Below are 20,859 nucleotides of genomic sequence, written 5' to 3'. Positions count from 1 at the left end.
GGTCAGTTCAGACAACTCGATTGCAACTGCAGGGCGCGGGCCACGTCGCCCAGGTCGAACGCGCTCACCGAGCGGTCGTCGTGGACCGCGTACAGCGCGCCGGTCGGGAACGCGCTGGTGCCGGCCGCGTGCAGGGCGATGCCGTCGGTGTGCGCGGTGACCTCGCCGCTGAAGCTGCCGCGCGGTTCCAGGCTGGCGCGGTCGTAGACATGGAAGATGGTGCGCGGCATCAGCTGGTCGACCGCGATCCAGTAACCGTCGCCCGCGCCGCAGCTCCACAGCGCCACGCCTTCGGCCTGGGCCTGGAAGCTGCGATCGGGCACGCGCCGGCCGGTGTAGCGGCCGGCGAGGGTGTATTCGCGCAGGGTCGACAGGTGACGCTGGTCTTCGTCGGCGATCAGCAGACGGTCGCCGGCGGCGTCGCCGGCGATCGATTCGACCACCCGCAACGCGGTGTCGGCGTGGGTATCGCCGAACGCGCCCTGGTACTCGGCGCTCATCGCATCGTTGTCGTCGAAACGCAGCCGGTAGCGACGCACGCGCTGGTCGAGTTCGGCCAGCGGCGGCACCTGATCGAATTTTTCGCCGTACATGAAGCTGTCGGTGATGTAGGCATCGAGTTCGCCGGGCGCGGTCTCGTTGATCCACACGCCGTACGGGCTGCGCAGTTCGGCCTCGCCGAAGCTGCCGAGCGGGGCGAAGTCGGGCAGGTGCAGCACTTGGACCCGGTGGTTGTCGCGCTCGACCACGAACAGGTGATCGCCGAACACCGCCAGCCCGTTGGGGCGCTTGAACTGGCCGGCCGCGCCGCCCTTTTCGCCGAAGGTGCGCAGGCGCTGGCCGCTGTCGGCGTCGTAGACGGCCAGGCGGTGGGTCGATTTGGCGCTGGCGATCAGCCAGGTCGAACCGTCCGGCGTCGGCCAGGTGGCGAGCGAATCGAGCTCGTCCTGCGGGCTTTGCGCCGAGACGAAACGCTCGGGCACGATTCGCAGCCCGGCCGGCGTCACGCTGTTGAAGCGAGCTTCCGATTCCAGGGTGGGACGGGTCAGGGCGCAGGAGGACAGCAACAGCGTCGTCAGGGCGGCGGCGAGGAGGCGGCTATTCATCGGCTTAAGTGTATGCGCGGGCGATGTCGGTCGGGTGGCGGTCGGGGCCGTGGCGAGGGGCTAAATAATAAATCGCTATATGCGGATGAAGCGATTGACACGCCCGCCGGGCGTCGGCAGACTGTGGCCATCCATCGAGACCGGCAGAGGGACAGGCCCTTTGAAGCCGGGGCAACCCAAGGCGGCGCAAGCCGCGTGAAGGTGCCAATTCCTGCGGCCCGCCCGCGCCCCATGAGGCGTCGGCGTCGGTCGGAAGATGGTTGCGAAGCGCGCTTTGCTGCGCGCTTGCGACTTGCGAACTCGGTGGCCCCGTTAACTTCGGATGACCGCCATGAGCTTCGCCCCCAGCACCGCCGCCGCCGACCGCGCCGAAAGCTTCGTCTCCTATTCCGCCGCCGCCGCGCCCATCGGTTTCGAGCGCGCCGCGTTCGAGCGTGCCGCCGCGCGGGTCACCGCGACTCGCGGCGAGATCAGCGTCGAACTGGAACTGCGCCACTCCGGCCGCCGCGCGCTGACTTTGCGCTATGAAACCCAGGGCGATGCTTCGCTGCCTGCGCTGTTTGTTGCCGGAGGCATCTCGGCGCACAAGCATCTGGCGCCGAGCCGCGAGTTCGGCGAGCAAGGTTGGTGGGAATGCCAGGTCGGCGCCGGCCGTTCGCTCGACCCGACCCGCTATCACCTGGTGTCCTTCGACTGGCTCGGCGCCGACGGTTCGCTCGACATCGCGCTCGATCCGGCCGATCAGGCCGATGCGATCGCCGCGCTGCTCGATGCGCTGAGCATCGGACGCCTGCAGGCCTTCGTCGGTTATTCGTACGGCGCGATGGTCGGCCTGCAGTTCGCCTCGCGTCATCCGGCGCGGGTCGGCGAGGTGATCTCGATCAGCGGCACCCACCGCGCTCATCCCTATGCCGCCGCATGGCGCGCGCTGCAACGCCGCGCGGTCGCGCTGGGCGCGCTGCAATGCGACGAAAGCCAGGGCCTGGCGCTGGCGCGCGAACTGGCGGTACTGAGCTACCGCACCCCGGAAGAATTCGCCGAGCGTTTCGGCGCCGCGCAGGTGATCGACGGCCGCGTGCGCGTCGCCGCCGAGGACTACCTCGACCATTGCGGCAACAAGTACGTCGCGCGCACCTCGCCGACCGCGTTCCTGCGTCTGTCCGAATCGATCGACCTGCAGCAGGTCGATCCGTCGAGCATCCGCGCGCCGGTCACCGTGGTCGCGGTCACCGAGGATCGCCTGATCCCGCTGAGCGAGTCCTACGACCTGATCGAACGCCTGCGCGGCGAAACCCGCCTGCGCGTGCTGCGTTCGATCTACGGCCACGACGCCTGCCTGAAAGAACAAGCCCAGATCGACACCATTCTTCGCGAAGCGTTGGCCGACTGCACGTCGGTGGCCGCATGAGCATTCACCCCTACGGAGCGGCCCACGTGAGCAATCCCCATAACCCGCAGCATTCCACGCCCCTGCGCAACGCTTGTACCGCCGCGGTGCGCGCCGGCATCGACCGCGATACCGCGCATGGCGCGGTGACCCCGCCGATCGTGCTGTCGTCGAATTTCAGCTTCGCCGGCTTCGACCAGAAGCGTCAGTACGACTACACCCGCAGCGGCAACCCGACCCGCGACCTGCTAGCCGAAGCGCTGGCCGAACTCGAAGGCGGCGCCGGCGGCGTCATCACTTCGACCGGCATGTCCGCCATCACCCTGGTGTTGCACGCCTTCCTCAAGCCCGGCGACCGCATCGTGGTGCCGCACGACGGCTACGGCGGCAGCTGGCGCCTGTTCAACGCGCTGGCGGCGAAGGGCGCGTTCGAACTGGTCACCGCCGATCTCACCGATCCGCGCTCGCTGACCGAAGCGCTGGCCACCAACCCGGCGGTGGTGTGGATCGAAACCCCGTCCAACCCGCTGCTGCGCATCACCGATCTGCGTTTCGTGATCGAAGCCGCGCAGGCGCAAGGCGCGCTGACGGTGGTCGACAACACCTTCCTGTCGCCGGCGTTGCAGCGTCCGATCGCGTTCGGCGCCGACCTCGTCGTGCATTCGACCACCAAGTACATCAATGGCCACAGCGACGTGGTCGGTGGCGCGGTCGTGGCAAAAACCGCCGAGCACCAGCAGCAACTGACGTGGTGGGCGAACGCGCTCGGCCTGACCGGTTCGCCGTTCGACGCCTTCCTGACCCTGCGCGGCCTGCGCACGCTCGATGCGCGTCTGCGCGTGCATCAGGAAAACACCCAAGCCATCGCCGAACTGCTCGACAACCATCCGGCGGTGCGCGTGGTCCATTACCCGGGCCTGGAATCGCATCCGGGCCATGCGCTGGCCGCGCGCCAGCAGAAGGGCTTCGGCGCGATGCTCAGCGTCGAGATCGACGGCGGCGTCGAAGCCGTGCGCGCGTTCGTCGACGGCCTGGCCTGCTTCACCCTGGCCGAATCGCTGGGTGGCGTCGAAAGCCTGATCGCGCATCCGGCGACCATGACCCACGCGGCGATGTCGCCCGAAGCGCGCGCCGCCGCCGGTATCGGCGACGGCTTGCTGCGCCTGTCGGTCGGCATCGAACACCTCGACGATCTGATCGCCGATCTGCAGGCCGCGCTGGAACGCGCGAGCGCGGCGGTGGCCACGGCGGCGCGCGTCAAACGATGAACGTCGCGGCCGGCGTTGCGCATTCGGAAACGTTGCGAGCGCTCGCGCCGCAATCGCAGACCCGTGCCGCGAACGCGTCCGCGCGGGTCGCTCTGCTCGGCACCGGCACGGTCGGCAGCGCGGTGATCGCGCGGCTGGCCGGCTGGCGCGGCGGCGCGCTGGACGGACGCGTGTCGCTGGTGCATGTGGCTAATTCGCGGCGCGCGGCCGTCGCCGACGAGATCGCGCCGGAGCAAGCAGTCGCGGCGTTGGCCGAATCGAGCCGCGCCAGTTCGCTCGATGAAGTCGCCTCGGCGCTGCACGGCGATGGTGCACGCGTGGTGATCGATGCGACCGCGAGCGAAGCGGTCGCCGAGCGCCATGCTCAATGGCTCGCGCAGGGCATCCATGTGGTGACCGCGTGCAAGATCGGCCAGGGCACCACGCTCGCGCGCTGGCGCGCGATCCGCGAGGCCTGCGCCTACGGCGGCAGCGGTTATGGCGACAGCGCCACGGTCGGCGCGGGTCTGCCGCTGCTGCGCTCGTTGCGCGAGTTGCAGGCCGGCGGCGATCGCATCCACGCCATCGCCGGGGTGTTGTCGGGATCGCTGGCGTGGTTGTTCAATCACTACGACGGCATGCGTCCGTTCTCGGCATTGGTGCGGCAGGCGCGCGACGCTGGCTACACCGAGCCCGATCCGCGCGACGATCTGTCCGGCGAAGACGTGCGGCGCAAATTGTTGATCCTGGCGCGCGCGGCCGGGGTGGCGCTGGATGCGAGCGAGGTCGAGGTCGCCTCGTTGGTGCCGCCGGAACTGGCGATCCTGTCCAAGGACAGCGTCGACGCGGCCCTGCCCGCGCTCGACGGCCCACTGCGCGAGCGTTACGCCGCTGCCTACAAGGACGGCGCGAAGCTGCGCTTTCTCGCCCGCCTGGAGCGCGGCGAGGATGGCCGCGTCAGTGCGAAGGTCGGGCTGGAGTCGCTGCCGGGCGATCATCCGCTCGCCGGTGGCGCGGGCACCGACAACAAGGTCGCGATCTGGTCGGATCGGTATCGCGCGCAACCGCTGGTGATCCAGGGGCCGGGTGCGGGCGCCGAGGTGACGGCGGCGGGGTTGCTGGATGATGTGTTGCGCCTGATCGCCTGATCGCCTGACCGGCGTGATTCGCCGCCGCACCCGCTCCTGCTGTTCCCCCCTTTAGGAAAAGGGGGGCAGGGGGGATTCGCTTTTGCTCTTGACGTAGTGACCAGTGTTCGAGGTGGCGCGGCCGCGGCTCGCGCCGCTCCTACAGGTAGGCCGTGCGGGATCGGCGTTCGTTTGCGACCGCGAAAGCTCATCTTCAGCGTAACTCACGCCGCGTCCACATCAATGCCACGCATCGTGCATAACATTCGCCGTATCGGCGAATGGCGGCCCTAGAATGCCCGGACCCTTCGGCGGAGACCCCGCCGATCCGCGCGTCCCGCGCATTCCGACCAGGCCTCGCCACGCATGATTTCGCCACGTACGACTGCGCCACGCATGGTCACGATCCGTTGGCTCCCGGTGTTGGCGATGCTCTGCCTCGGCGCGGGCTGCGCGCGGCTGTTCGACCCGAAGGATGAATTCGATCGCAGCCCGGTGCCGGGCGCGCCGGATTATCGCGACGAACGCAGTTGGGCGGCGCTGCCGACCCGCCGCGACGATGCCGACGCCACCCCGATCGGCATGCGCCACCGTCAGCTCGATGCGCCGGTCGACGTGTTCTTCATCCATCCGACCACTTACTTCTCGCGCGACAGCTGGAACCAGCCGCTCGCCGACGAACGCGCCGATCGCGGCACCGACTTCACCCTGCGCGCGCAGGCCAGCGCCTTCAACGACAGCGGCCGGGTGTTCGCGCCGTATTACCGACAGATGTCGCTCGCCGGCTACGTATCGGCGTCCGATGCGGATCGCGACAAGGCGCTGGATCTGGCCTACGCCGACGTGCGCGCCGCGTTCGCCGTATACCTGCAGCATTACTCCCATGGCAGGCCCTTCATCATCGCCGCGCACAGCCAGGGCAGCGGCCATGGCCTGCGCCTGGTTTCGGAGTTGATGTCCGACCTCGCCGCGGATCGGAGCTTGCGCAAGCGTCTGGTCGCGGCGTACCTGATCGGCGCGCCGGTGCCGCGCGACAGTTTGCAGCGGGTGATCCCCGGCGTGCCAATGTGCAACGCGCCGAGCCAGACCGGTTGCGCGGTGTTCTACAACTCGGTCGAGGCGGGCGAAGAGCGGCCCAAGCGGTTCGAACGGGTGCGCGCGTGGTACCCCGACGGCTACCGCACCGTCGAGCAACCCTCGTTGCTGTGCGTGAACCCGGTGACTTGGCGCGCCGACGAAACCGCCAGCGAGACCTCGGCGCATCGCGGGTCGGTGCATGCCGAGCCGCGTCGTCCCTTGCCTGAGCCGCAGGTAGGCCGGATGACCGCGCAATGCCAGGGCGGCCTGCTGTCGGTGACCTTGCCCGACGGCGAGTGGCGCCGGTTCTGGTTCGGCGGCGATCAGCACGTCAACGACTATCAGCTGTTCTACATGGACATCCGCGCCAATGCCGCGCAGCGGGTGGCGGCGATGCGCAAGGGTGCGAACGCGGCGCCGGCGCCGGCCGCGCCGACGCGCGGCAAGGGCAAGGCCGCGCGCAAACCCAAGCGCTGAGCGGTGCGCGTCGCCGCATGGGCGACGCGCCGGATCGCAACCGCGAGGCGCATTACACTGCGCCGATGAATCTCGACGCCGACATCGTGCCGGGCCGATCGATCGGCGGCATCGTCCTGGGCCAGCAAGCGCTGGAACTGATCGAGCGCCTGCAACAGCACGCCCAAGTCGTGGTTCGGCCGGCCTTGAACCTGGACTACACCTGCTACGACATCGACGAGGCGATGACTATCGTCGTCGGCAACCGTGATTTCCTTGTCGTCAATCTGGTCGCGCGCAGTGGCTATCGCGGGTGTTTGTTCGGCTATATCCATGCCGGCATGCGCGTGCATGAGCTGATCGCCGGTGCCTCCAGCGCCTTGCTGCAGGCGATCCACCTGCATAACGAATTCGTGTACCTGGACCGCGCCCAAAGCGTCGGTTTCCTGCTGCCGCCGCAGTACGACGACGTGGCCGACCGGATCGAGCATCTGCCGGCCGACCTCGTGCTCGACACGTTGTATGTGATGCCGCCTGCGATGTGGCAGGTGCCGGGTCGCGACGGCAAGCTGGTGTGGCGGCCGGTCGATTAAATCGCTGCACGACGAGTGGTGACGAATGCTCGGCCCGATTGTCGGTACGTGACCTAAGTGCGTTGGCCATAAAGGCGACGGTTCTACATCGCCTCGCACGGCCGGAGCACGCACGCCAACTCGGTGCGCGCTCGGCGTTGTCGCAAAACGCCGGTGAATCATTCCTGGCCGCGATGCGCCGCGTTGCGCCGCGTTGCGGATAGGCGAATCGTCGTTGCACGAATCGATGTCCGACGATCTCATGGTGAGCGAAGGCGAATGCCTGCCGCCGAAAACGAAATCGGAGCGCCGATCGGGGGGGTGATCGGCGCTCCGTTGCAGATCACCGTGGCGTATCGCTCGCCACGGCTTTGCAAAACTGGGAATTCGTGACGCGCGATGGCGTCGTAAGCAACGTGAGGATGCGTGCCGCGCTTGCGGCCCTCACCCCAACCCCTCTCCCGCCAGCGGGAGAGGGGCTATTCATTGCTTCGGGTTTACTTCAGGCCCATTACGTCAGGCCGATCACTTCAGACCATCGTTGATCGCGGTGGCCAAACTGCCCTGGGCGTCGTCGCCGCTGAATTCCCAGAAGAACGCGCCGCCCAGACCCTGCGTCTTGACGTATTGCATCTTCTGGCCGATCAGCTGCGGCGTGTCGTAGCTCCAGAACGTGGTGCCGTTGTACTTCCAGGTGGCCTGCGCGTTGTTGTCGGTGTAGACCGTGCCGGCGAGGTTCTTGAGCACCTTGTAGTCCTCGATGCCCGCCTCGTAGGTGCCCGGCGCGGCGCTGCCGCTCTGGTACAGGCCGTTGTTGACGTTGGGCACGTTGGTCCAGCCGCGACCGTAGAAACCGATGCCGAGGTTGAGCTTGCTGGCCGGCACGCCGCGCGACAGGAAGGCTTCGATGGCGTCGTTGGAGTTGTACAGCTTGACGTCGCCGGTCGACGGATCGTTCGGCGAAGCGAACAGCGCCGAGTGGTGATTCGTCTTGGCTTCCCAACCGCCGTGGAAGTCGTAGGTCATCACGTTGATGAAATCCAGGTACTGGTGGTACGCACCGGGATTGGTCACGCGAATCTTGTCGATGCCGGCGCCGACCGCGACGGTCAGCAACAGGCCCGGACGCACCGCGTCGAGCTGACGACGGAACTCGGCCAGCAACGCGGTGAAGTTGGCGTTGTCTTCCGGACGCTGCGCCGTCGGGCACTCGATGCCGCAGACCACCGGATATTCCCAGTCGATGTCGATGCCGTCGAACACACCGGCCGCCGCGCCCGCGCCGCCGGCGCCGTCGGTGACCGGCAGGTTGCCCTTGATGTAGGCGTCGACGCAGGACGCGACGAAAGCCTGACGGTTTTCAGGACGCGCCGCGCTCGGGAAGTTGCGCGACCAGGTCCAGCCGCCGAGCGAGATCAGCACCTTGATGTTCGGGTGCTTGGCCTTGAGTTGCTTGAGCTGGTTCCAGCTGCCGCGCAAAGGCTGGTCCCAGGTGTCGGCCGCGCCGCTGACGCTTTCGCCGGCCTGGAAAGCCTTGGTGTAATCGGCGAACGCATCGCCGCCGGCACCGGTGTTCGGATCGGACGCGACGGTCACGCCGACTTCGCAACGATTGTTGCGCACGTTGCCGAACGCGTAGTTGATGTGGGTCAGCTTGCTGGCCGAACCGCTGGTGTCGATGTTCTTGACCCGGTAGTTGCGGCCGTAGATGCCCCACTGAGCGAAGTAGCCGATCACCTTCTTGTTGCCGCCGACGACCGGCGGCTTGGTGGTCGCGCTGACCGACGCGCTCTGCGCCGAGGCGTTGCCGGCGTTGTCGCGCGCGCGCACGGTAAAGCTGTAGCTGGTGCTCGCGGCCAGGCCGCTGACGGTGAAGCTGTTGCTCGCCGGCGAACCGACGATGCTGCCGCTGCGATAGACGTCGTAGCCGGCCACGCCGCTGCCGCCGCTGTTGTCGGTCGACGCGTTCCAGCTCAGCGAGACGCTGTTGGAGGTCTGCGACGGCGAGCTCAGGCCGCCGGGGACGCTCGGCGGGGTGGTGTCGGCCGGGCCGGAGGCGACGGTGATGCTGACCGCGGCCGAGGTCTTGGTCGCGCCGAGGTTGTCCTTGGCCACCGCGGTGAAGCTGTGGCTGCCGGCGGTGGCGTTGTTCCAGGTCACCGCATACGGCGAGCTGGAGTCGACGCCGAGCGAGCTGGCGCCGCGGAAGAATTCGACGCTGGCGACGGTGCCGTCGCTGTCGGCGGCGTTGGCGCTGACCGCGATGTTGGCGCCGACGTTGTAGCTGGCGCCGGCGGTCGGCGAGGTCAGCGATACGGTCGGTGCCTGGTTGCCCGGGCCGGTGCCGCATACGCCCAGGTCGGCGTAGTAATTGCAGCTCGGGCAATAGTTGGGCGGCGTGTTCCAGATCGGGCCATTGGCCTGATACAGGTGATTTTGGTACGTCATCTTGTCGCCGGCGGCGTAGATGGCGGATGCGTTCCAGGCGGCGACGCCGGCGCAGGACGCGCCTTGGGCGTAGGCCGTCGATAGCGACGATGCGGCAAGCATGGTCGACAACAGCAGGTGGGCGGACCGAGTGTGTCTCATGGTGCTTCCTCTCTCCCGTGCATAGTCAAGACATTGCCGGCCATGGCCGGCCAGCGGCGGTTCCCGCCCGTGTTGAAGGAAGGCCCTCGAACCTTCCGTCGTGCATGGGAGGCTTGGGCCTCCTCGAGTGATCGGCGGAGATCCGCCGTCGGTGATGCATTCCCTGCCGCGCACTGCCGCGGTAGCGGCGCGACCGGGCGATAACCGGTCCGTGCGTTGATGCCGTTGGTTCCGTGGTGGTTCTTGTCGTGCGAGCCCGCGCGATCCCGCCGCGCTCCGCCTCCCTCGCGGCCTCGTTCACGGTGCTCGACCGAGTGCGATGCGAAGCAAGCTGGAGTTGCCTGACAACGTTGTCAACTTAGGTCGTCGTTCTTTGCGCCGCAGTTCACAGAACGCCCTGGCAGGCCCTGACAACGTGAGTAGTGGGTGGCCTGTTTTGCTGCGCCGCAGCGTGCCGGCGCGCGGCGATTTGCCTCAAAAAGGACAAGCGGATGTCCGAAGGACAAATGTGCGCACAGGCGTGCCGGGCTTGAGCCGGGGTGGCGCGCGGACCAAAGCGTTGCGCGCGCGGGTCGTGCGCTGGCGGCTCTCAGCGTCGGCGCATGTCCCGTTTCGTCATTGCGACGCGGCGAGAGGGCGCGGATCGGCGAGCGGTCTGCATCGGTCGACGCGCGCCGGTTCGATCGGGGCGGTTCGATCGGGCCGGAGACGTTAGGCGCGTTTGTCCTCGACATGCACCACGCTCAGTTCCCGGCCATCGAGATCGCGCTGGCCGCGACCGGTCAAACCGATCACCAGTTCGCTCGCCTCGATCTCGCCGTCGTCCTCGACGTAGGTGAGTACGTCCGGGTGATGGCAGGTGACGATCCAGCCCGGCAGCGGGTCCAGGTCGATGACGCTGAAGTCGGCGGCCGGCGAACCCACGTGGACGGGGCCGTATTCGCGCAGGATGTCGCGCGCCTGCGTCGCCAGATCGCCCTGCGGCGCCATCAGGATCACGCAGGTGCCGTGCGCGAACAGCACCCAGGATTTCTGTTCGCCGATGATGATGCGGCGCCAGGCGGCCGCGGCTTCGTTCGCGTTTGTCATGCGGCGACGTTAACCCGGCCGGCGCGCGATCGAAATACGCGTCGGGCTCACTCCGCCATGTCGACATGCGCCAGCAAGGCCTGATTAAAGCGCGATGGCGCTTCGACCTGCGGCGAATGGCCGAGGTCTTCGAATTCGACCAGCTTCGCGCCCGCGATCGCCTTGGCGGCGGCGCGTCCGAGCGACGGGTACAGGCCCAGCTTGGCCTTGAGCGCATCGTCGGCCAGATCGCGATTGATCGCGGTGCGGTCGCGCTGGCCGATGAACAAGGTGGTCGGCACGCGCAGCCGCGCGAACTCGTGCACCACCGGCTGGGTGAACACCATGTCCGAGGTCAGCGCCTGGTTCCAGGCCACGCGCTCGCGACCGGGGCCGGCGTACAGGCCGGCGAGCATGCCGACCCAGCGGTCGTATTCGGGTTTCCATTGGCCGCTGTAGTACACGCTCTGTTGGTACTGCTTGATCGTCGCGAACGAAGTCTTGAGTTCGCGCGCATACGCCTCGTCGACGCTGCGCCACGGCACGCCGAGCGCTTTCCAGTCTTCCAGGCCGATCGGGTTGACCAGCATCAGGCGCTGCGTCGATTGCGGGTACATAAGCGCGTAACGCACGGCGAGCATGCCGCCCATCGAATGGCCGACGATCGCGGCGCGTTCGATGCCCAGCGATTTGAGCAGGGCCTGGGTGTCGGCGGCCAGTTCGTGCAGGCTGTATTGATGATGCGCGGGCTTGCTGGATTTGCAGAAACCGATCTGGTCGGGCGCGATCACCCGGTAACCGGCCTGGCTCAAGGCGGCGATCGCCGATTCCCAGGTCGCCGCGCAGAAATTCTTGCCGTGCAGCAGGACCACGCTGCGGCCGTTGGGCTTGGCCGGCCGCACGTCCATATAGGCCATGCGCACCGCTTCGCCCTGCGAGCGGAATTCGCGGTAGGCGACCGGGTAGGGGTAGTCGAAACCTTGCAGTTCCATGCCGTAGCTGGGGCTGGCGGCGGCTTCGTTCGCGGCGGGCGTGGCGGCGAGGCTCAGCGCCGGCAGCAGGGAACACAGGATCGCGGCGGGCAGGCGCATGGTCGTCGGCCGGAGAGGGGGGAAGGCTCATCCTAAAGCAGGTGTGCGCTGGGCGATGCCGGCGCTATAGTCGCAGCGCGCAGTTCCCGTCACCGCCGCCATGGAGGCCTTAAGGATGGAATCGACGATCAAGTGCAGTGCGCTCGCGGCTTGTTTCATGCTCGGTATGAGCGTCGCGCCGGTCCGCGCCGGCGAACGCCTGCCGGTGTTGGACGAATCGCCCGCGTGCGCGCATCAGAAACTCGGCGTGGTGACGATCGAAGCCGGCAATCGGGTCACCGAGGCGAGCATGGACCCCAACCCAACCCCGGTGAATTACGCCCGCGCCTTCGACCGCCTGGCCGAAGCGGCGGCGCAACAGGGCGGCAACGCGGTGGTGCTGCGGCAGCATCGCGCGACCTACTTCACCCGGTCGGGCAAGCGCACGCCCGAGGCGGTGCATGTGCGGCTCAGCGGCGCGGCGATCCGTCTCGACGGCGACCCGTCGTCGTGCCGGCTGGTCGTGGTCGATCCGCGCGAGTACTCGCAGCGTCGCGACAGCGACAAGATCGTGCAGACCACGTCGGATAAGGCGTATCAGTCGGATTGAGCGGTTCCAATCGGCTCACTGCAGTCGACCTGTTCGAACCGGCTGGCCCGAACCGGCCTGAACCGGTCCGGGCCAGCCCATCGACCTCAGTGCGCTTCGCCGCCCGACTCGCGCAGATCGCGCACCTGTTTCGCATCCACCGCGCCGGTCTGCCCGCCGTAACGACCGCGCAGCCACTGCGCCAGTTCGGCGACCTGCGTATCGTCGAGTTGATCGCCGAAACCGGGCATGTCCTGCATGCGTTCCAGCCCGGGCAGATCGTGTTCGGGCAGGCCGTCGAGGATCGCGACGATCAGATTGTGCGGATCGGCGTCGCGCAGGCCGCTGTTGCCGAGCAGGGCCGGCGCCACATGCGGCACCCCGGCGCCATCGCGGCCGTGGCAACCGGCGCACAGCGCGTAATAGCGTTGCCGCGCCGGCGAGGCGTCGTCGCCGGCTGCGAGCTTCGGGACGGCCGCGGCCGCCGGCGGCGTGTCGCCGCTGAGGTAAACCGTCAGCGCATCGAGATCGTCGCCGCGCAGCCGGCTGCTCGACAGATTCACCACCTTGAGCATTTCGTCCGACGCCACCGCATGCGGGCCGATGCCGGTCGCCAGATAAGCGCGCAGGCCGGCGCGATCCCAGCCGCGCGCGGCCAGCGCCTGCGGCGTCAGCGCGGGCGCGGCGAAGCGGCCGAGCGCGTTGTTGCCGGCCAGCGGACGATCGCGATCGACCTGCCCGAGCATTCCGCGCGGGCTGTGGCATTCGCCGCAGTGGCCGAGCGTTTCGACGAGGTACTCGCCGCGTTTCCACGCCGCCGACTGGCCCTGCGATGCGGGCTTGGCTGCGGCCCCGGCGAACAGCCAGTTCCAGGCGTGGATGCCGGTGCGGATATTGAACGGGAAGCCGACGCCGTTCTTGCGGTTCTCCTGTTTCACCGCCGGTCGCGTCATCAGGTAGGCGTAGATCGCGTCGCTGTCTTCGCGCGTAATGGTCTTGTACGACACGTACGGCATCGCCGGATACAGCTGATGGCCGTCGCGCGCTTCGCCGCGGGTGATCGCGTGGAAGAAGTCGTTGGCGCTGTAGCGGCCGATGCCGGTTTCGGCGTCGGGCGTGATGTTGGTGCCGTGGATGACGCCGAACGGCGAGGCCAACGGGACGCCACCGGCGAACGGCGCGCCGCCGTCAGCGGTGTGGCACGCGGCGCAGTCGGCCGCGGCGGTCAGGTAGTTGCCGCGTTCGATCTGCGCGGGCGTGGCTTGCACTTGCACGGCCGGGCCGCGGTGGTACCAACGCGCGACCAGCCAGTCCACCAGCAGCCACACCAGCGCGATCAGCGCCAACCAGAACAGCAGGCGCAGGATCGAACGTTTCCAGCGGCGTCGGCTCATGGCGCCTTCTCCGCATCGCCGCGCTTGGTCGCGCGATCACTGACCAGCCCCGGCGTTTCCAGCACCAACTGCTTCACCGCCTGGTAGTAGCGCACGTAACCGGTGCAACGGCACAAATGCGGATTGAGCGCCTCGGTGATCGTGTCCTCGACCTCGGCAGTCGCGATCGGACGTTTGGCCAGGCGTTCCAACAACACCGTCGTCGCGTTGACGAACCCCGGCGTGCAATACCCGCACTGGAAACTGAAGTGATCGAGGAACGCCTGCTGCACCGGCGAGAGTTCGACGATCCGGCCGCTGTCGTCGCGCTTGGCGTGGCCTTCGACGGTGCGGATGCGCTTGCCGTTGAAGTAATGCGCGCCGGTGATGCAACTGCGTACTTCGCGCGGGCCGTGTTCGTCGTCGACGATGACCGTGCAGGCGCGGCACACGCCCTGACCGCAACCGAAGCGGGTGCCGGTGAGGCCGAGGTATTCGTGCAGCACGTCGACCAGCATCATGTCCTCGGGCACGTCGACCGGGGCTTGCGCGCGGCCGTTGATGTGCAGGGTCAGCGGAAGGGTGCGGATGCTCGGGCTGCTCATGCGCGCGCCTCCTGGTCGGATTCGGTCACGGTGGTGGCTTGCGGCGGTTGCGTCTTCGGCGTTTCGGCCTGCGCGTAGGCGGCGAGGATCTTGTCCGGCGTGATCGGCAGTTCGCGCAGGCGCAGCCCGGTCGCGTGCGCGATCGCGTTGGCGATCGCTGGCACGATCGGGATCATCACCACTTCGGCCATGCCCTTGGGCGCGTCGGTTGGCGACAGCGGCGGCAACACTTGGCCGCTCTGCCGCCACACCGCGACATCGCGCGCGCGCGGCAGGGTGTAGCGATTGAAATTCCAGGTGCCGTCGCCTGGGCCGCCTTCGTACAGCGGCAGGAATTCGTGCAGCGCGTGGCCGATGCCCATGGCCACGCCGCCCTGCAACTGGCTCGACACCAGCTCGGGCACGATCTGGTTGCCGCATTCGAGAATCGAATGATGGTTGAGCAGGTCGACGTGGCCGGTCGCGGTGTCGACCGCGACCTCGGCGATCGTGCCGATCGCGCTGTAGTAGACGACACCGGCGTTGTTGCGTTGCACCGGCGGATAGAACACCCGCGTGCGTTCGACGATGCGGTAACCGTTCGCGGTCGGCGTGCCCGGACCGTCGGCGGTGCCGTCGCCCCAGCGCAGGGCGAGGCCGTCGAGCGGCAGGCGCGGATCGTCGCGCAGCGGAAACTCGGCTTCGGTCCATTGCCAGCGATTGAAGTAATGCACGACCGCGCCGGTGGCGAGGCCGAGTTCGTAGGCTTTCGCCGCGAGTTGCTGCAGGCTCAAGGGCTGCAATCCGGCCGCGCTGAGTTTGCCTTCGACCCAGCGCGCGTCCTCGCGCCGCGCCACCAACGGCGCCAGCTGGCCGCCGCCGAAGCCCTGGCTCCACAGCGCCTGCGCCGCCGGCCACAGGCCCTGGGTGAACAGCAGCCGCGCGGCTTCGCGACTGGCGTGGCTGAAGAAATAGGCCGAATTACTGGCGCTGCTCGGGCTGGCGTAGTTCGGCGTCCAGCGCGGGTTGCCGACGTGCGCGTCCTGGGTGGCCTGCGACATCAGCCACGGGTCGTCGGTGGCGAACATCGGCAATTCCGACCATTGGGTTTCGCCGGTCAGCACCTCGTCGGCCGGCCGGCCGAGCCATTGCGCGCACACCGCGGCTTGGCTGGTGGCCATGCCGGTGCCCATCTCGATGCCGGTGTGGCGCAGCGCGATGCGGCCGTCGCGGCTGAGCGCGACTTCGGCGAAGGCCGACTCGCCGCCGGTGCCGTAATCCTTCTGCACGCAACCGAAGCCCACGCCGTAGCGCTTGCCCGGATGCGCGGCGTCGTATTCGGCTTTACGCTTCGCGCGTTGCGTCCATAGCGGATGCTCGCGCGATTTCTTAAGCACTTCGTCGGCGCGCTGCAGGCCGGCGGGGATCGCGCCCTGAGTGTTCTTCATCCCGGTCGCGAACACGTTGCGCAGGCGCAGTTCTATCGGATCGAGCCTGAGCTCGGCGGCGATCTCATCGATCAGCATCTCGGTCGCGCCCATGCTCTGCAACGTGCCGTAGCCGCGCGCGGAACCGGCGTCGAGCGCGCGCGAGGCGATCACGGTGCTGCTCAGGTCGCTGCGCGGGAAGTAATAGATCGACTGCGCCGCGGTCGCCGCGACCAGACACACCGACGGCGAGAAATTCATCCGTCCGCCGCCGTCGCCGAGCATCCGCCCCTGGAACACTTCGAAGCGGCCGCTGGCGCGATCGAGCTTGAGCCGATAGTGCATGCGGAAGCTGTGGCGCTTGAGGCTCGATTGAAACTGCTCGTAACGGTCGTTGGCCAACCGCACCGGCCGGCCGCCGCCATACAACGCCGCCATCAGCACCACGAACGGGAACGCGTTGTGATCCTTGGAGCCGTAGCCGACCGTGTAGCACGGATGCAGCACGAGTCGTTTCACTCCGAACGTAGTGGCCGCGAGCATGCGCGGGCCGTCCTCGGCGATCTCGTTCGGCGACTGGGTCGCGCTGACCAGGTGCAAGGTGCTGGTTTCGGCGTCGAACCAGCCGTTGCCGTTGTCCAGCTCCATCGCCGCGGTGTCGATCGACTGCGAGAAATACTCGCGTTCGAACACCAGCTTGCCGTCGCCGGGGCGATCGAGTTCGGCCGCCATCGCGTCGGCGTGCGCCACGCCCTGCGCGTCGAGCTTGCCGCCGGCGTCGCCGGTCACCCATTGCGGGTTGTGCTTCTTGTAACCGCTGGGGAACAGCACGGTGTCCTTGTAACTCGAGTACGCGTCGTCGTCGAACGCGCTGGCGCCGCCGACCCGTACATAGCGGAACGTGGCCCATGGGTCGCGCTCGACAGGCCCAGTCTGCGCGCCCCAGCGGATCAATTCATCGCGGAACTTGAGCCGGCTCTTGGCCGCGCGGAAGCGGGCGAAATCGTTCCAGATCAGCAGCGCCACCGCCTGGCCGAGGTAGGCCGGGGTCTTGCCTTCGGGCAGCAGCAGGTCCTCGCCGTAGAAGGCCGGAAACGCGACCCCGTCGCGGGCCAGGTCGGCGGCGGTGACGGTGCGGTCGGGTTGCAGGTCGGCCGGCAGCGAGGACAGGTCGAAGCCTTGATAGATCCGATCGGCCTGGGTCAGCCGCAGCAGCATCGCGTGGGCCTGTTCGCGCGGCCAGCCGGGCAGGTCGTGCGAACGCATGTCGTAGCTGAAGAGTTTTTCGCCGGTGACCTTGGCGGTGGCGTCGGTGCGGTAGCGGATGCGGCCGGTGGCCGGGTCCCAGGGCATCGGCCGCAGGCGTTCCTTTTCGAACAAGGCCGCGAGCGCGGCGCTGCCGGGGGCGGCGACGTAGACCGTAATGCCGGCGACCACGCTGCATTTGAGGAAGTCGCGACGGCTCAAGCGGGCTGGCATGGGCGGGTGGCTCCGGCTGGCTCTGCCCGATAGTAGGCCCATGTGGCCTGGGAAAACACGGTGAAATTCGCGGCTGGCGGAGGCGGTGTGGTCTGGCGGTGCCGATGCTGGTCGCGAGGAGCGAGCCGGATGGTTTTATGGGCGACGGTTTGGCCGCATCGTGTCGTGCCGAGCGCATCTGAATTCGGTCGCGCCGGTTCGCAAAACCGGGGCCGGATGCCGTGCGCAAACAAGATCAGCGGGCGTTCGCGGGCGGCTCGGGTTCCGACGACGGCAAGGCTTCGTCGCACCACTGCCGTATCGCGCGCGCGGCCTGTTCGGGGCAGGCTTGCAGAATGAAATGCGGCGCGTCGATCTCGACGCTGCGCACCCGCGGTCGCGCTCGCTGGATTGCCGACAGACTGTCGGGTCCGACCAACCGGTCGCGGGTCGCGCGCAGGTACAGCATCGGCAGATCGATCTCACCCAGCGCGGCGGTCGCGTCGACCGTGCGGACCGCATCGAGCCGATGTGCGAGCACCACCGGCCGTACCGTATTCAATGTTGCCTCGATGCGCGTGCGCCACCGCGCATCCGACCAGCGGCCGAGCATCATTTGCGCGATCAGCGGGACGGGAACGCGCGACAACGGCAGCGTCGTCGCCCAGCGCGGCAGCATCGTGGCGGACCAGGGCGACCACGGCGGTCGCGGCGAACGCGCGAACGACGCGCACAGCACCAATCCGGCCAGGTGCGGCGGCCGTTGCGCGGCCAGGGCGATCGCTATCGGTCCGGAGAAGGATTCGCCGAGCAACAGATAGGACCGGTCGGTCGGCAATCGCGGCCGTACGAATGCCGCGAGTTCTGCGTAACCCAGCGCGCGATCGCGCGGGTAGGCGACGACCTGGGTGTCGAAGCGCGGCGCCATCGCCGCGATGAAGTCGTCCAGCAAGGCGCCAGTGCCGTCCATGCCGGGCAGGACCAGGCAGCGCATCGGTCAGCGCTGCCGCCGCGCCGTGCGGCCGCGTTCGGCGGTTATAGGCGGCGCCTCGGCGGCGTCGTCTTGCAGCAGGCGCGCGCCCAGCCGATCCAGCGCCTTGAGCACGGTCGTACGATGCCTCGCCAGCTTCATCCATGCCGGCAGGCGCGAAATCATCGAGCCGTTGCCGGCCTGCCGCGTGCGTTCGCGCTGAGTCGCGGCGACGTAGCGACGCAACTCCTGCAGATGCTGCGCGTTGTAAGCCCAGGCCACGCCGTGGCGGGTAGGCTCGATCAGGCGCAGCGGCAGGCCCAGGTGCGGGTCACGCGGTTCGTTGCCGCGATGACGGTGCACGGTCGTGTCCACCTGGCTGTCGCGCGCGCAGATCGGGCAGCGCGCCGCCAGTCGCGGCGGTGCCGACGCCGGCATGTGTTGGTAAATGCGGTTCACGATCAGCCATTGGTGGCCGCAGTAGCCGCACGGACGCCGGCCTTGCAAGCGCACCGGGCCGAACCAATCGTGTTGCGCCTCGGGGGTTCCGCAACGCGACTCGCTGGCCGCATGCAGACCGCAGCCGGCGCAGGCGAAACGAATTTGTCTGCGGCCGTCTTCATACGGCGCCCGCACCCGACCGGGACGCGCGCAACGCGGGCAGCGCACCTCGATCAGGTCGGCGTAGCGCCACAGTCCGTGGCCGTCGTCGATGTGGCGAAGCGCGGCGTCCATGCAGACGGTTCGCTCAGCACTCGATGACGTTGACCGCCAGACCGCCGCGCGAGGTTTCCTTGTACTTGTCCTGCATGTCGCGGCCGGTGTCGCGCATGGTCTTGATGACCTTGTCCAGGCTGACCTTGTGCTTGCCGTCGCCGCGCATCGCCATGCGGTAGGCGTTGATCGCCTTGACCGCGCCCATCGCGTTGCGCTCGATGCAGGGGATCTGCACGAGGCCGCCGATCGGATCGCAGGTCAGGCCGAGGTTGTGTTCCATGCCGATTTCGGCGGCGTTCTCGATCTGGCTGGTAGTGCCGCCGAGCGCGGCGACCAGGCCAGCGGCGGCCATCGAACAGGCCACCCCGACCTCGCCCTGGCAGCCGACTTCGGCGCCGCTGATCGAGGCGTTTTCCTTGTACAAGATGCCGACCGCGGCCGCGGTCAGCAGGAAGTTGCGCACGCCCTGCAGGTTGGCGCCGGGGCAGAAGCGATCGTAGTAATGCAGCACCGAGGGAATGATGCCGGCCGCGCCGTTGGTCGGCGCGGTGACCACGCGGCCGCCGGCGGCGTTTTCTTCGTTGACCGCGAGCGCGTACAGATTGACCCAGTCGAGCACGGTCAGCGGATCGCGCATCGCCGCCTCGGGTTTGGTCGACAACTCGGCGAACAAGGCCGGCGCGCGCCGCGACACGTGCAGGCCGCCGGGCAGGGTGCCGGTCTCGCGGATGCCGCGCGCGACGCAGGCCTGCATCGCGTTCCAGATTTCGTCCAGACCGGCGTTGATCTGCTCATCGGTGCGCCACACGCGCTCGTTGGCCATCATCATCTCGGCGATGGTCAGGCCGCTGCTTGCGGCCTGCGCGAGCAACTGGTCGCCGGAATGGAACGGATACGGCTGATCGGTGGTGTCGGCGACGATGCGGTCTTCGGCCGCTTCGTCCTGGTTGACCACGAAGCCGCCGCCGACCGAGTAGTAGTCGCGGGTGGCGATCACGTTGCCGTCGGCGTCGAACGCCGTAAAGCGCATGCCGTTGGTGTGGAACGGCAGTTTCTGCCGCTTGTTCATGATCAGGTCGTGCTTCTCGTCGAAGCCGATCTCGTGACGGCCGAACAAGTTGATCCGCTTGCTCTTGCGGATGCGTTCGAGCGCGGCCGGGATGATGTCGGGGTCGATCTGGTTCGGCCAATGGCCTTCCAGACCCATCAGCACGGCCTTGTCGGTGCCGTGGCCGCGGCCGGTCAGGGCCAGCGAGCCGAACACCTCGGCGCGCACGCGCGCGGTGCGGGCGAGGTCGGCCCCGGGTTCGCCGCTGCCGTTGCCTTCGATCAGCCAGCGCTCGATGAAGCGCGCGGCGGCGCGCATCGGGCCGACGGTGTGCGAGGAACTCGGGCCGATGCCGATCTTGAACAGGTCGAAACTGCTGACTGCCACGGGCTTGCTGCTCCAACGAAGGGGGTCGGGCGTTGCTGGCGTGCCGCGCGGACCGGCGCATTGGCCAGGCTGCGGGCTGTTGAGCGGCGTATTCTACGCGCGCCCTGCCGCGGCGAGTGCCGCGCTGTTCACGCGCGTGGTATCGACGGCGGCAGGTTTTCCCGCCATACCGCAGCGAATTGACGATGAGCCCGAGCCGGACTGTGCTGACTTTGTTCCAACGCGACGATTGCCATTTGTGCGACCTGGCGCTGGCGGTGCTGGCGCAGGCGCGGGCGCCGGAGTTCGACAGTGTGTTCATCGATGACGATGAGGCGCTGGAGGCGCGCTATGGGGAGCGGGTGCCGGTGTTGCGCGATGAGGGGCGTGGGGTGGAACTGGATTGGCCGTTCGATGCGGGGCGGGTGATCGATTGGTTGGGTCTGCCCGAGCGGGATTGAACGCGGTATTCCTGGTTTTGCGGTTGCCATTGGTTGGCGCGGGCGCGGCGTGGGTTGCGTTGTTGTCGCTATGGCACGGTCGCGGCTTGCGCCGCTCCTACAGGGAGGCCATGTCGCTTTTGTTTGGGCTTGAAGCCGCGCAGTTCATCCAGCGCTGCGAAGCTACA

General features: G+C 68.0%; 17 protein-coding genes and 1 riboswitch. Of the genes, 7 read left to right on the top strand and 10 right to left on the bottom strand.

Annotation, left to right across the window (positions count from 1 at the left end):
• Positions 1-2 precede the first annotated feature (2 nt).
• Positions 3-1,106 carry a hypothetical protein gene (locus ASD86_RS25310; RefSeq protein WP_056117220.1) on the bottom strand — a complete coding sequence of 368 codons (1,104 nt, stop codon included), beginning with the start codon at positions 1,104-1,106 and terminating at the stop codon, positions 3-5.
• Positions 1,107-1,234: 128 nt separating this feature from the next.
• A riboswitch (SAM riboswitch) is annotated at positions 1,235-1,369 on the top strand.
• A gap of 68 nt (positions 1,370-1,437) precedes the next feature.
• Here ASD86_RS25310 and ASD86_RS25305 point away from each other — a divergent pair.
• The 5 genes from ASD86_RS25305 to ASD86_RS25285 all read left to right on the top strand — a co-directional run bounded on the left by ASD86_RS25305 (position 1,438) and on the right by ASD86_RS25285 (position 6,993).
• The gene (locus ASD86_RS25305; RefSeq protein ID WP_082578726.1) at positions 1,438-2,514 is read left to right on the top strand and encodes a homoserine O-succinyltransferase; all 1,077 of its coding nucleotides are present in this window, start codon (positions 1,438-1,440) and stop codon (positions 2,512-2,514) included.
• Positions 2,515-2,576: 62 nt separating this feature from the next.
• Entirely contained in the window at positions 2,577-3,761 is a 1,185-nt protein-coding gene (locus ASD86_RS25300) for an O-succinylhomoserine (thiol)-lyase (protein ID WP_056117483.1), read from the top strand.
• Positions 3,758-4,888: a homoserine dehydrogenase gene (locus ASD86_RS25295; protein WP_082578707.1), complete on the top strand. Its 1,131-nt coding sequence runs from the start codon at positions 3,758-3,760 to the stop codon at positions 4,886-4,888. The genes ASD86_RS25300 and ASD86_RS25295 overlap by 4 nt, the downstream gene beginning before the upstream one ends.
• Positions 4,889-5,263: 375 nt before the next feature.
• Positions 5,264-6,421, top strand: a complete 1,158-nt coding sequence (locus ASD86_RS25290) for a DUF3089 domain-containing protein (RefSeq protein WP_056117218.1) — start codon at positions 5,264-5,266, stop codon at positions 6,419-6,421.
• A gap of 17 nt (positions 6,422-6,438) precedes the next feature.
• Entirely contained in the window at positions 6,439-6,993 is a 555-nt protein-coding gene (locus tag ASD86_RS25285; RefSeq protein ID WP_056117216.1) for a hypothetical protein, read from the top strand.
• A gap of 504 nt (positions 6,994-7,497) precedes the next feature.
• On the opposite strand, the gene ASD86_RS28335 is transcribed toward ASD86_RS25285, so the two are convergent.
• The 3 genes from ASD86_RS28335 to ASD86_RS25270 all read right to left on the bottom strand — a co-directional run bounded on the left by ASD86_RS28335 (position 7,498) and on the right by ASD86_RS25270 (position 11,720).
• Positions 7,498-9,522: a glycosyl hydrolase family 18 protein gene (locus tag ASD86_RS28335; protein WP_157477160.1), complete on the bottom strand. Its 2,025-nt coding sequence runs from the start codon at positions 9,520-9,522 to the stop codon at positions 7,498-7,500.
• Between the two features lie 750 nt (positions 9,523-10,272).
• Positions 10,273-10,650, bottom strand: a complete 378-nt coding sequence (locus ASD86_RS25275; RefSeq protein ID WP_056117212.1) for a hypothetical protein — start codon at positions 10,648-10,650, stop codon at positions 10,273-10,275.
• A gap of 47 nt (positions 10,651-10,697) precedes the next feature.
• Complete coding sequence (locus ASD86_RS25270) at positions 10,698-11,720, bottom strand: alpha/beta hydrolase (RefSeq protein WP_056117209.1); 1,023 nt, start codon at positions 11,718-11,720, stop codon at positions 10,698-10,700.
• 115 nt (positions 11,721-11,835) lie between these two features.
• On the opposite strand from ASD86_RS25270, the gene ASD86_RS25265 reads away from it, so the two are divergent.
• Positions 11,836-12,309 carry a hypothetical protein gene (locus tag ASD86_RS25265; RefSeq protein ID WP_056117207.1) on the top strand — a complete coding sequence of 158 codons (474 nt, stop codon included), beginning with the start codon at positions 11,836-11,838 and terminating at the stop codon, positions 12,307-12,309.
• 86 nt (positions 12,310-12,395) lie between these two features.
• On the opposite strand, the gene ASD86_RS25260 is transcribed toward ASD86_RS25265, so the two are convergent.
• From ASD86_RS25260 to ASD86_RS25235, 6 genes are all read right to left on the bottom strand, one after another.
• Positions 12,396-13,682 carry a cytochrome c gene (locus ASD86_RS25260; protein WP_056117206.1) on the bottom strand — a complete coding sequence of 429 codons (1,287 nt, stop codon included), beginning with the start codon at positions 13,680-13,682 and terminating at the stop codon, positions 12,396-12,398.
• Positions 13,679-14,266, bottom strand: a complete 588-nt coding sequence (locus ASD86_RS25255; RefSeq protein WP_056117203.1) for a (2Fe-2S)-binding protein — start codon at positions 14,264-14,266, stop codon at positions 13,679-13,681. Before ASD86_RS25255 ends, ASD86_RS25260 begins: the two co-directional genes overlap by 4 nt.
• Positions 14,263-17,151 (bottom strand): molybdopterin cofactor-binding domain-containing protein, encoded by a 2,889-nt coding sequence (locus tag ASD86_RS25250; protein ID WP_082578705.1) that lies wholly within the window; start codon positions 17,149-17,151, stop codon positions 14,263-14,265. Before ASD86_RS25250 ends, ASD86_RS25255 begins: the two co-directional genes overlap by 4 nt.
• A gap of 235 nt (positions 17,152-17,386) precedes the next feature.
• Positions 17,387-18,124, bottom strand: coding sequence for an alpha/beta fold hydrolase (locus ASD86_RS25245; protein WP_056117200.1), 738 nt, complete (start codon positions 18,122-18,124; stop codon positions 17,387-17,389).
• 3 nt (positions 18,125-18,127) lie between these two features.
• Positions 18,128-18,835: a hypothetical protein gene (locus ASD86_RS26275; protein ID WP_082578704.1), complete on the bottom strand. Its 708-nt coding sequence runs from the start codon at positions 18,833-18,835 to the stop codon at positions 18,128-18,130.
• Positions 18,836-18,848: 13 nt separating this feature from the next.
• Entirely contained in the window at positions 18,849-20,252 is a 1,404-nt protein-coding gene (locus tag ASD86_RS25235) for an L-serine ammonia-lyase (protein WP_056117198.1), read from the bottom strand.
• A gap of 203 nt (positions 20,253-20,455) precedes the next feature.
• On the opposite strand from ASD86_RS25235, the gene ASD86_RS25230 reads away from it, so the two are divergent.
• Positions 20,456-20,692 carry a glutaredoxin family protein gene (locus tag ASD86_RS25230; RefSeq protein WP_056117197.1) on the top strand — a complete coding sequence of 79 codons (237 nt, stop codon included), beginning with the start codon at positions 20,456-20,458 and terminating at the stop codon, positions 20,690-20,692.
• Positions 20,693-20,859: the final 167 nt, after the last annotated feature.

This window comes from Lysobacter sp. Root690, assembly GCF_001427785.1.
Taxonomy (GTDB): Bacteria; Pseudomonadota; Gammaproteobacteria; order Xanthomonadales; family Xanthomonadaceae; genus Lysobacter.
The sequence above is the reverse complement of the archived record's forward strand: the minus strand, read 5'-3'. Positions and strand labels throughout refer to the sequence as shown.

Coding starts and splice junctions, on each gene's coding strand:
- ASD86_RS25295 (WP_082578707.1), top strand. CDS start 3,758: ATGAACGTCGCGGCCGGCGTTGCGCATTCGGAAACGTTGCGAGCGCTC.
- ASD86_RS25305 (WP_082578726.1), top strand. CDS start 1,438: ATGAGCTTCGCCCCCAGCACCGCCGCCGCCGACCGCGCCGAAAGCTTC.
- ASD86_RS25245 (WP_056117200.1), bottom strand. CDS start 18,124: ATGCGCTGCCTGGTCCTGCCCGGCATGGACGGCACTGGCGCCTTGCTG.
- ASD86_RS25250 (WP_082578705.1), bottom strand. CDS start 17,151: ATGCCAGCCCGCTTGAGCCGTCGCGACTTCCTCAAATGCAGCGTGGTC.
- ASD86_RS28335 (WP_157477160.1), bottom strand. CDS start 9,522: ATGCTTGCCGCATCGTCGCTATCGACGGCCTACGCCCAAGGCGCGTCC.
- ASD86_RS25255 (WP_056117203.1), bottom strand. CDS start 14,266: ATGAGCAGCCCGAGCATCCGCACCCTTCCGCTGACCCTGCACATCAAC.
- ASD86_RS26275 (WP_082578704.1), bottom strand. CDS start 18,835: ATGGACGCCGCGCTTCGCCACATCGACGACGGCCACGGACTGTGGCGC.
- ASD86_RS25290 (WP_056117218.1), top strand. CDS start 5,264: ATGGTCACGATCCGTTGGCTCCCGGTGTTGGCGATGCTCTGCCTCGGC.
- ASD86_RS25310 (WP_056117220.1), bottom strand. CDS start 1,106: ATGAATAGCCGCCTCCTCGCCGCCGCCCTGACGACGCTGTTGCTGTCC.
- ASD86_RS25285 (WP_056117216.1), top strand. CDS start 6,439: ATGGGCGACGCGCCGGATCGCAACCGCGAGGCGCATTACACTGCGCCG.
- ASD86_RS25260 (WP_056117206.1), bottom strand. CDS start 13,682: ATGAGCCGACGCCGCTGGAAACGTTCGATCCTGCGCCTGCTGTTCTGG.
- ASD86_RS25265 (WP_056117207.1), top strand. CDS start 11,836: ATGGAATCGACGATCAAGTGCAGTGCGCTCGCGGCTTGTTTCATGCTC.
- ASD86_RS25270 (WP_056117209.1), bottom strand. CDS start 11,720: ATGCGCCTGCCCGCCGCGATCCTGTGTTCCCTGCTGCCGGCGCTGAGC.
- ASD86_RS25275 (WP_056117212.1), bottom strand. CDS start 10,650: ATGACAAACGCGAACGAAGCCGCGGCCGCCTGGCGCCGCATCATCATC.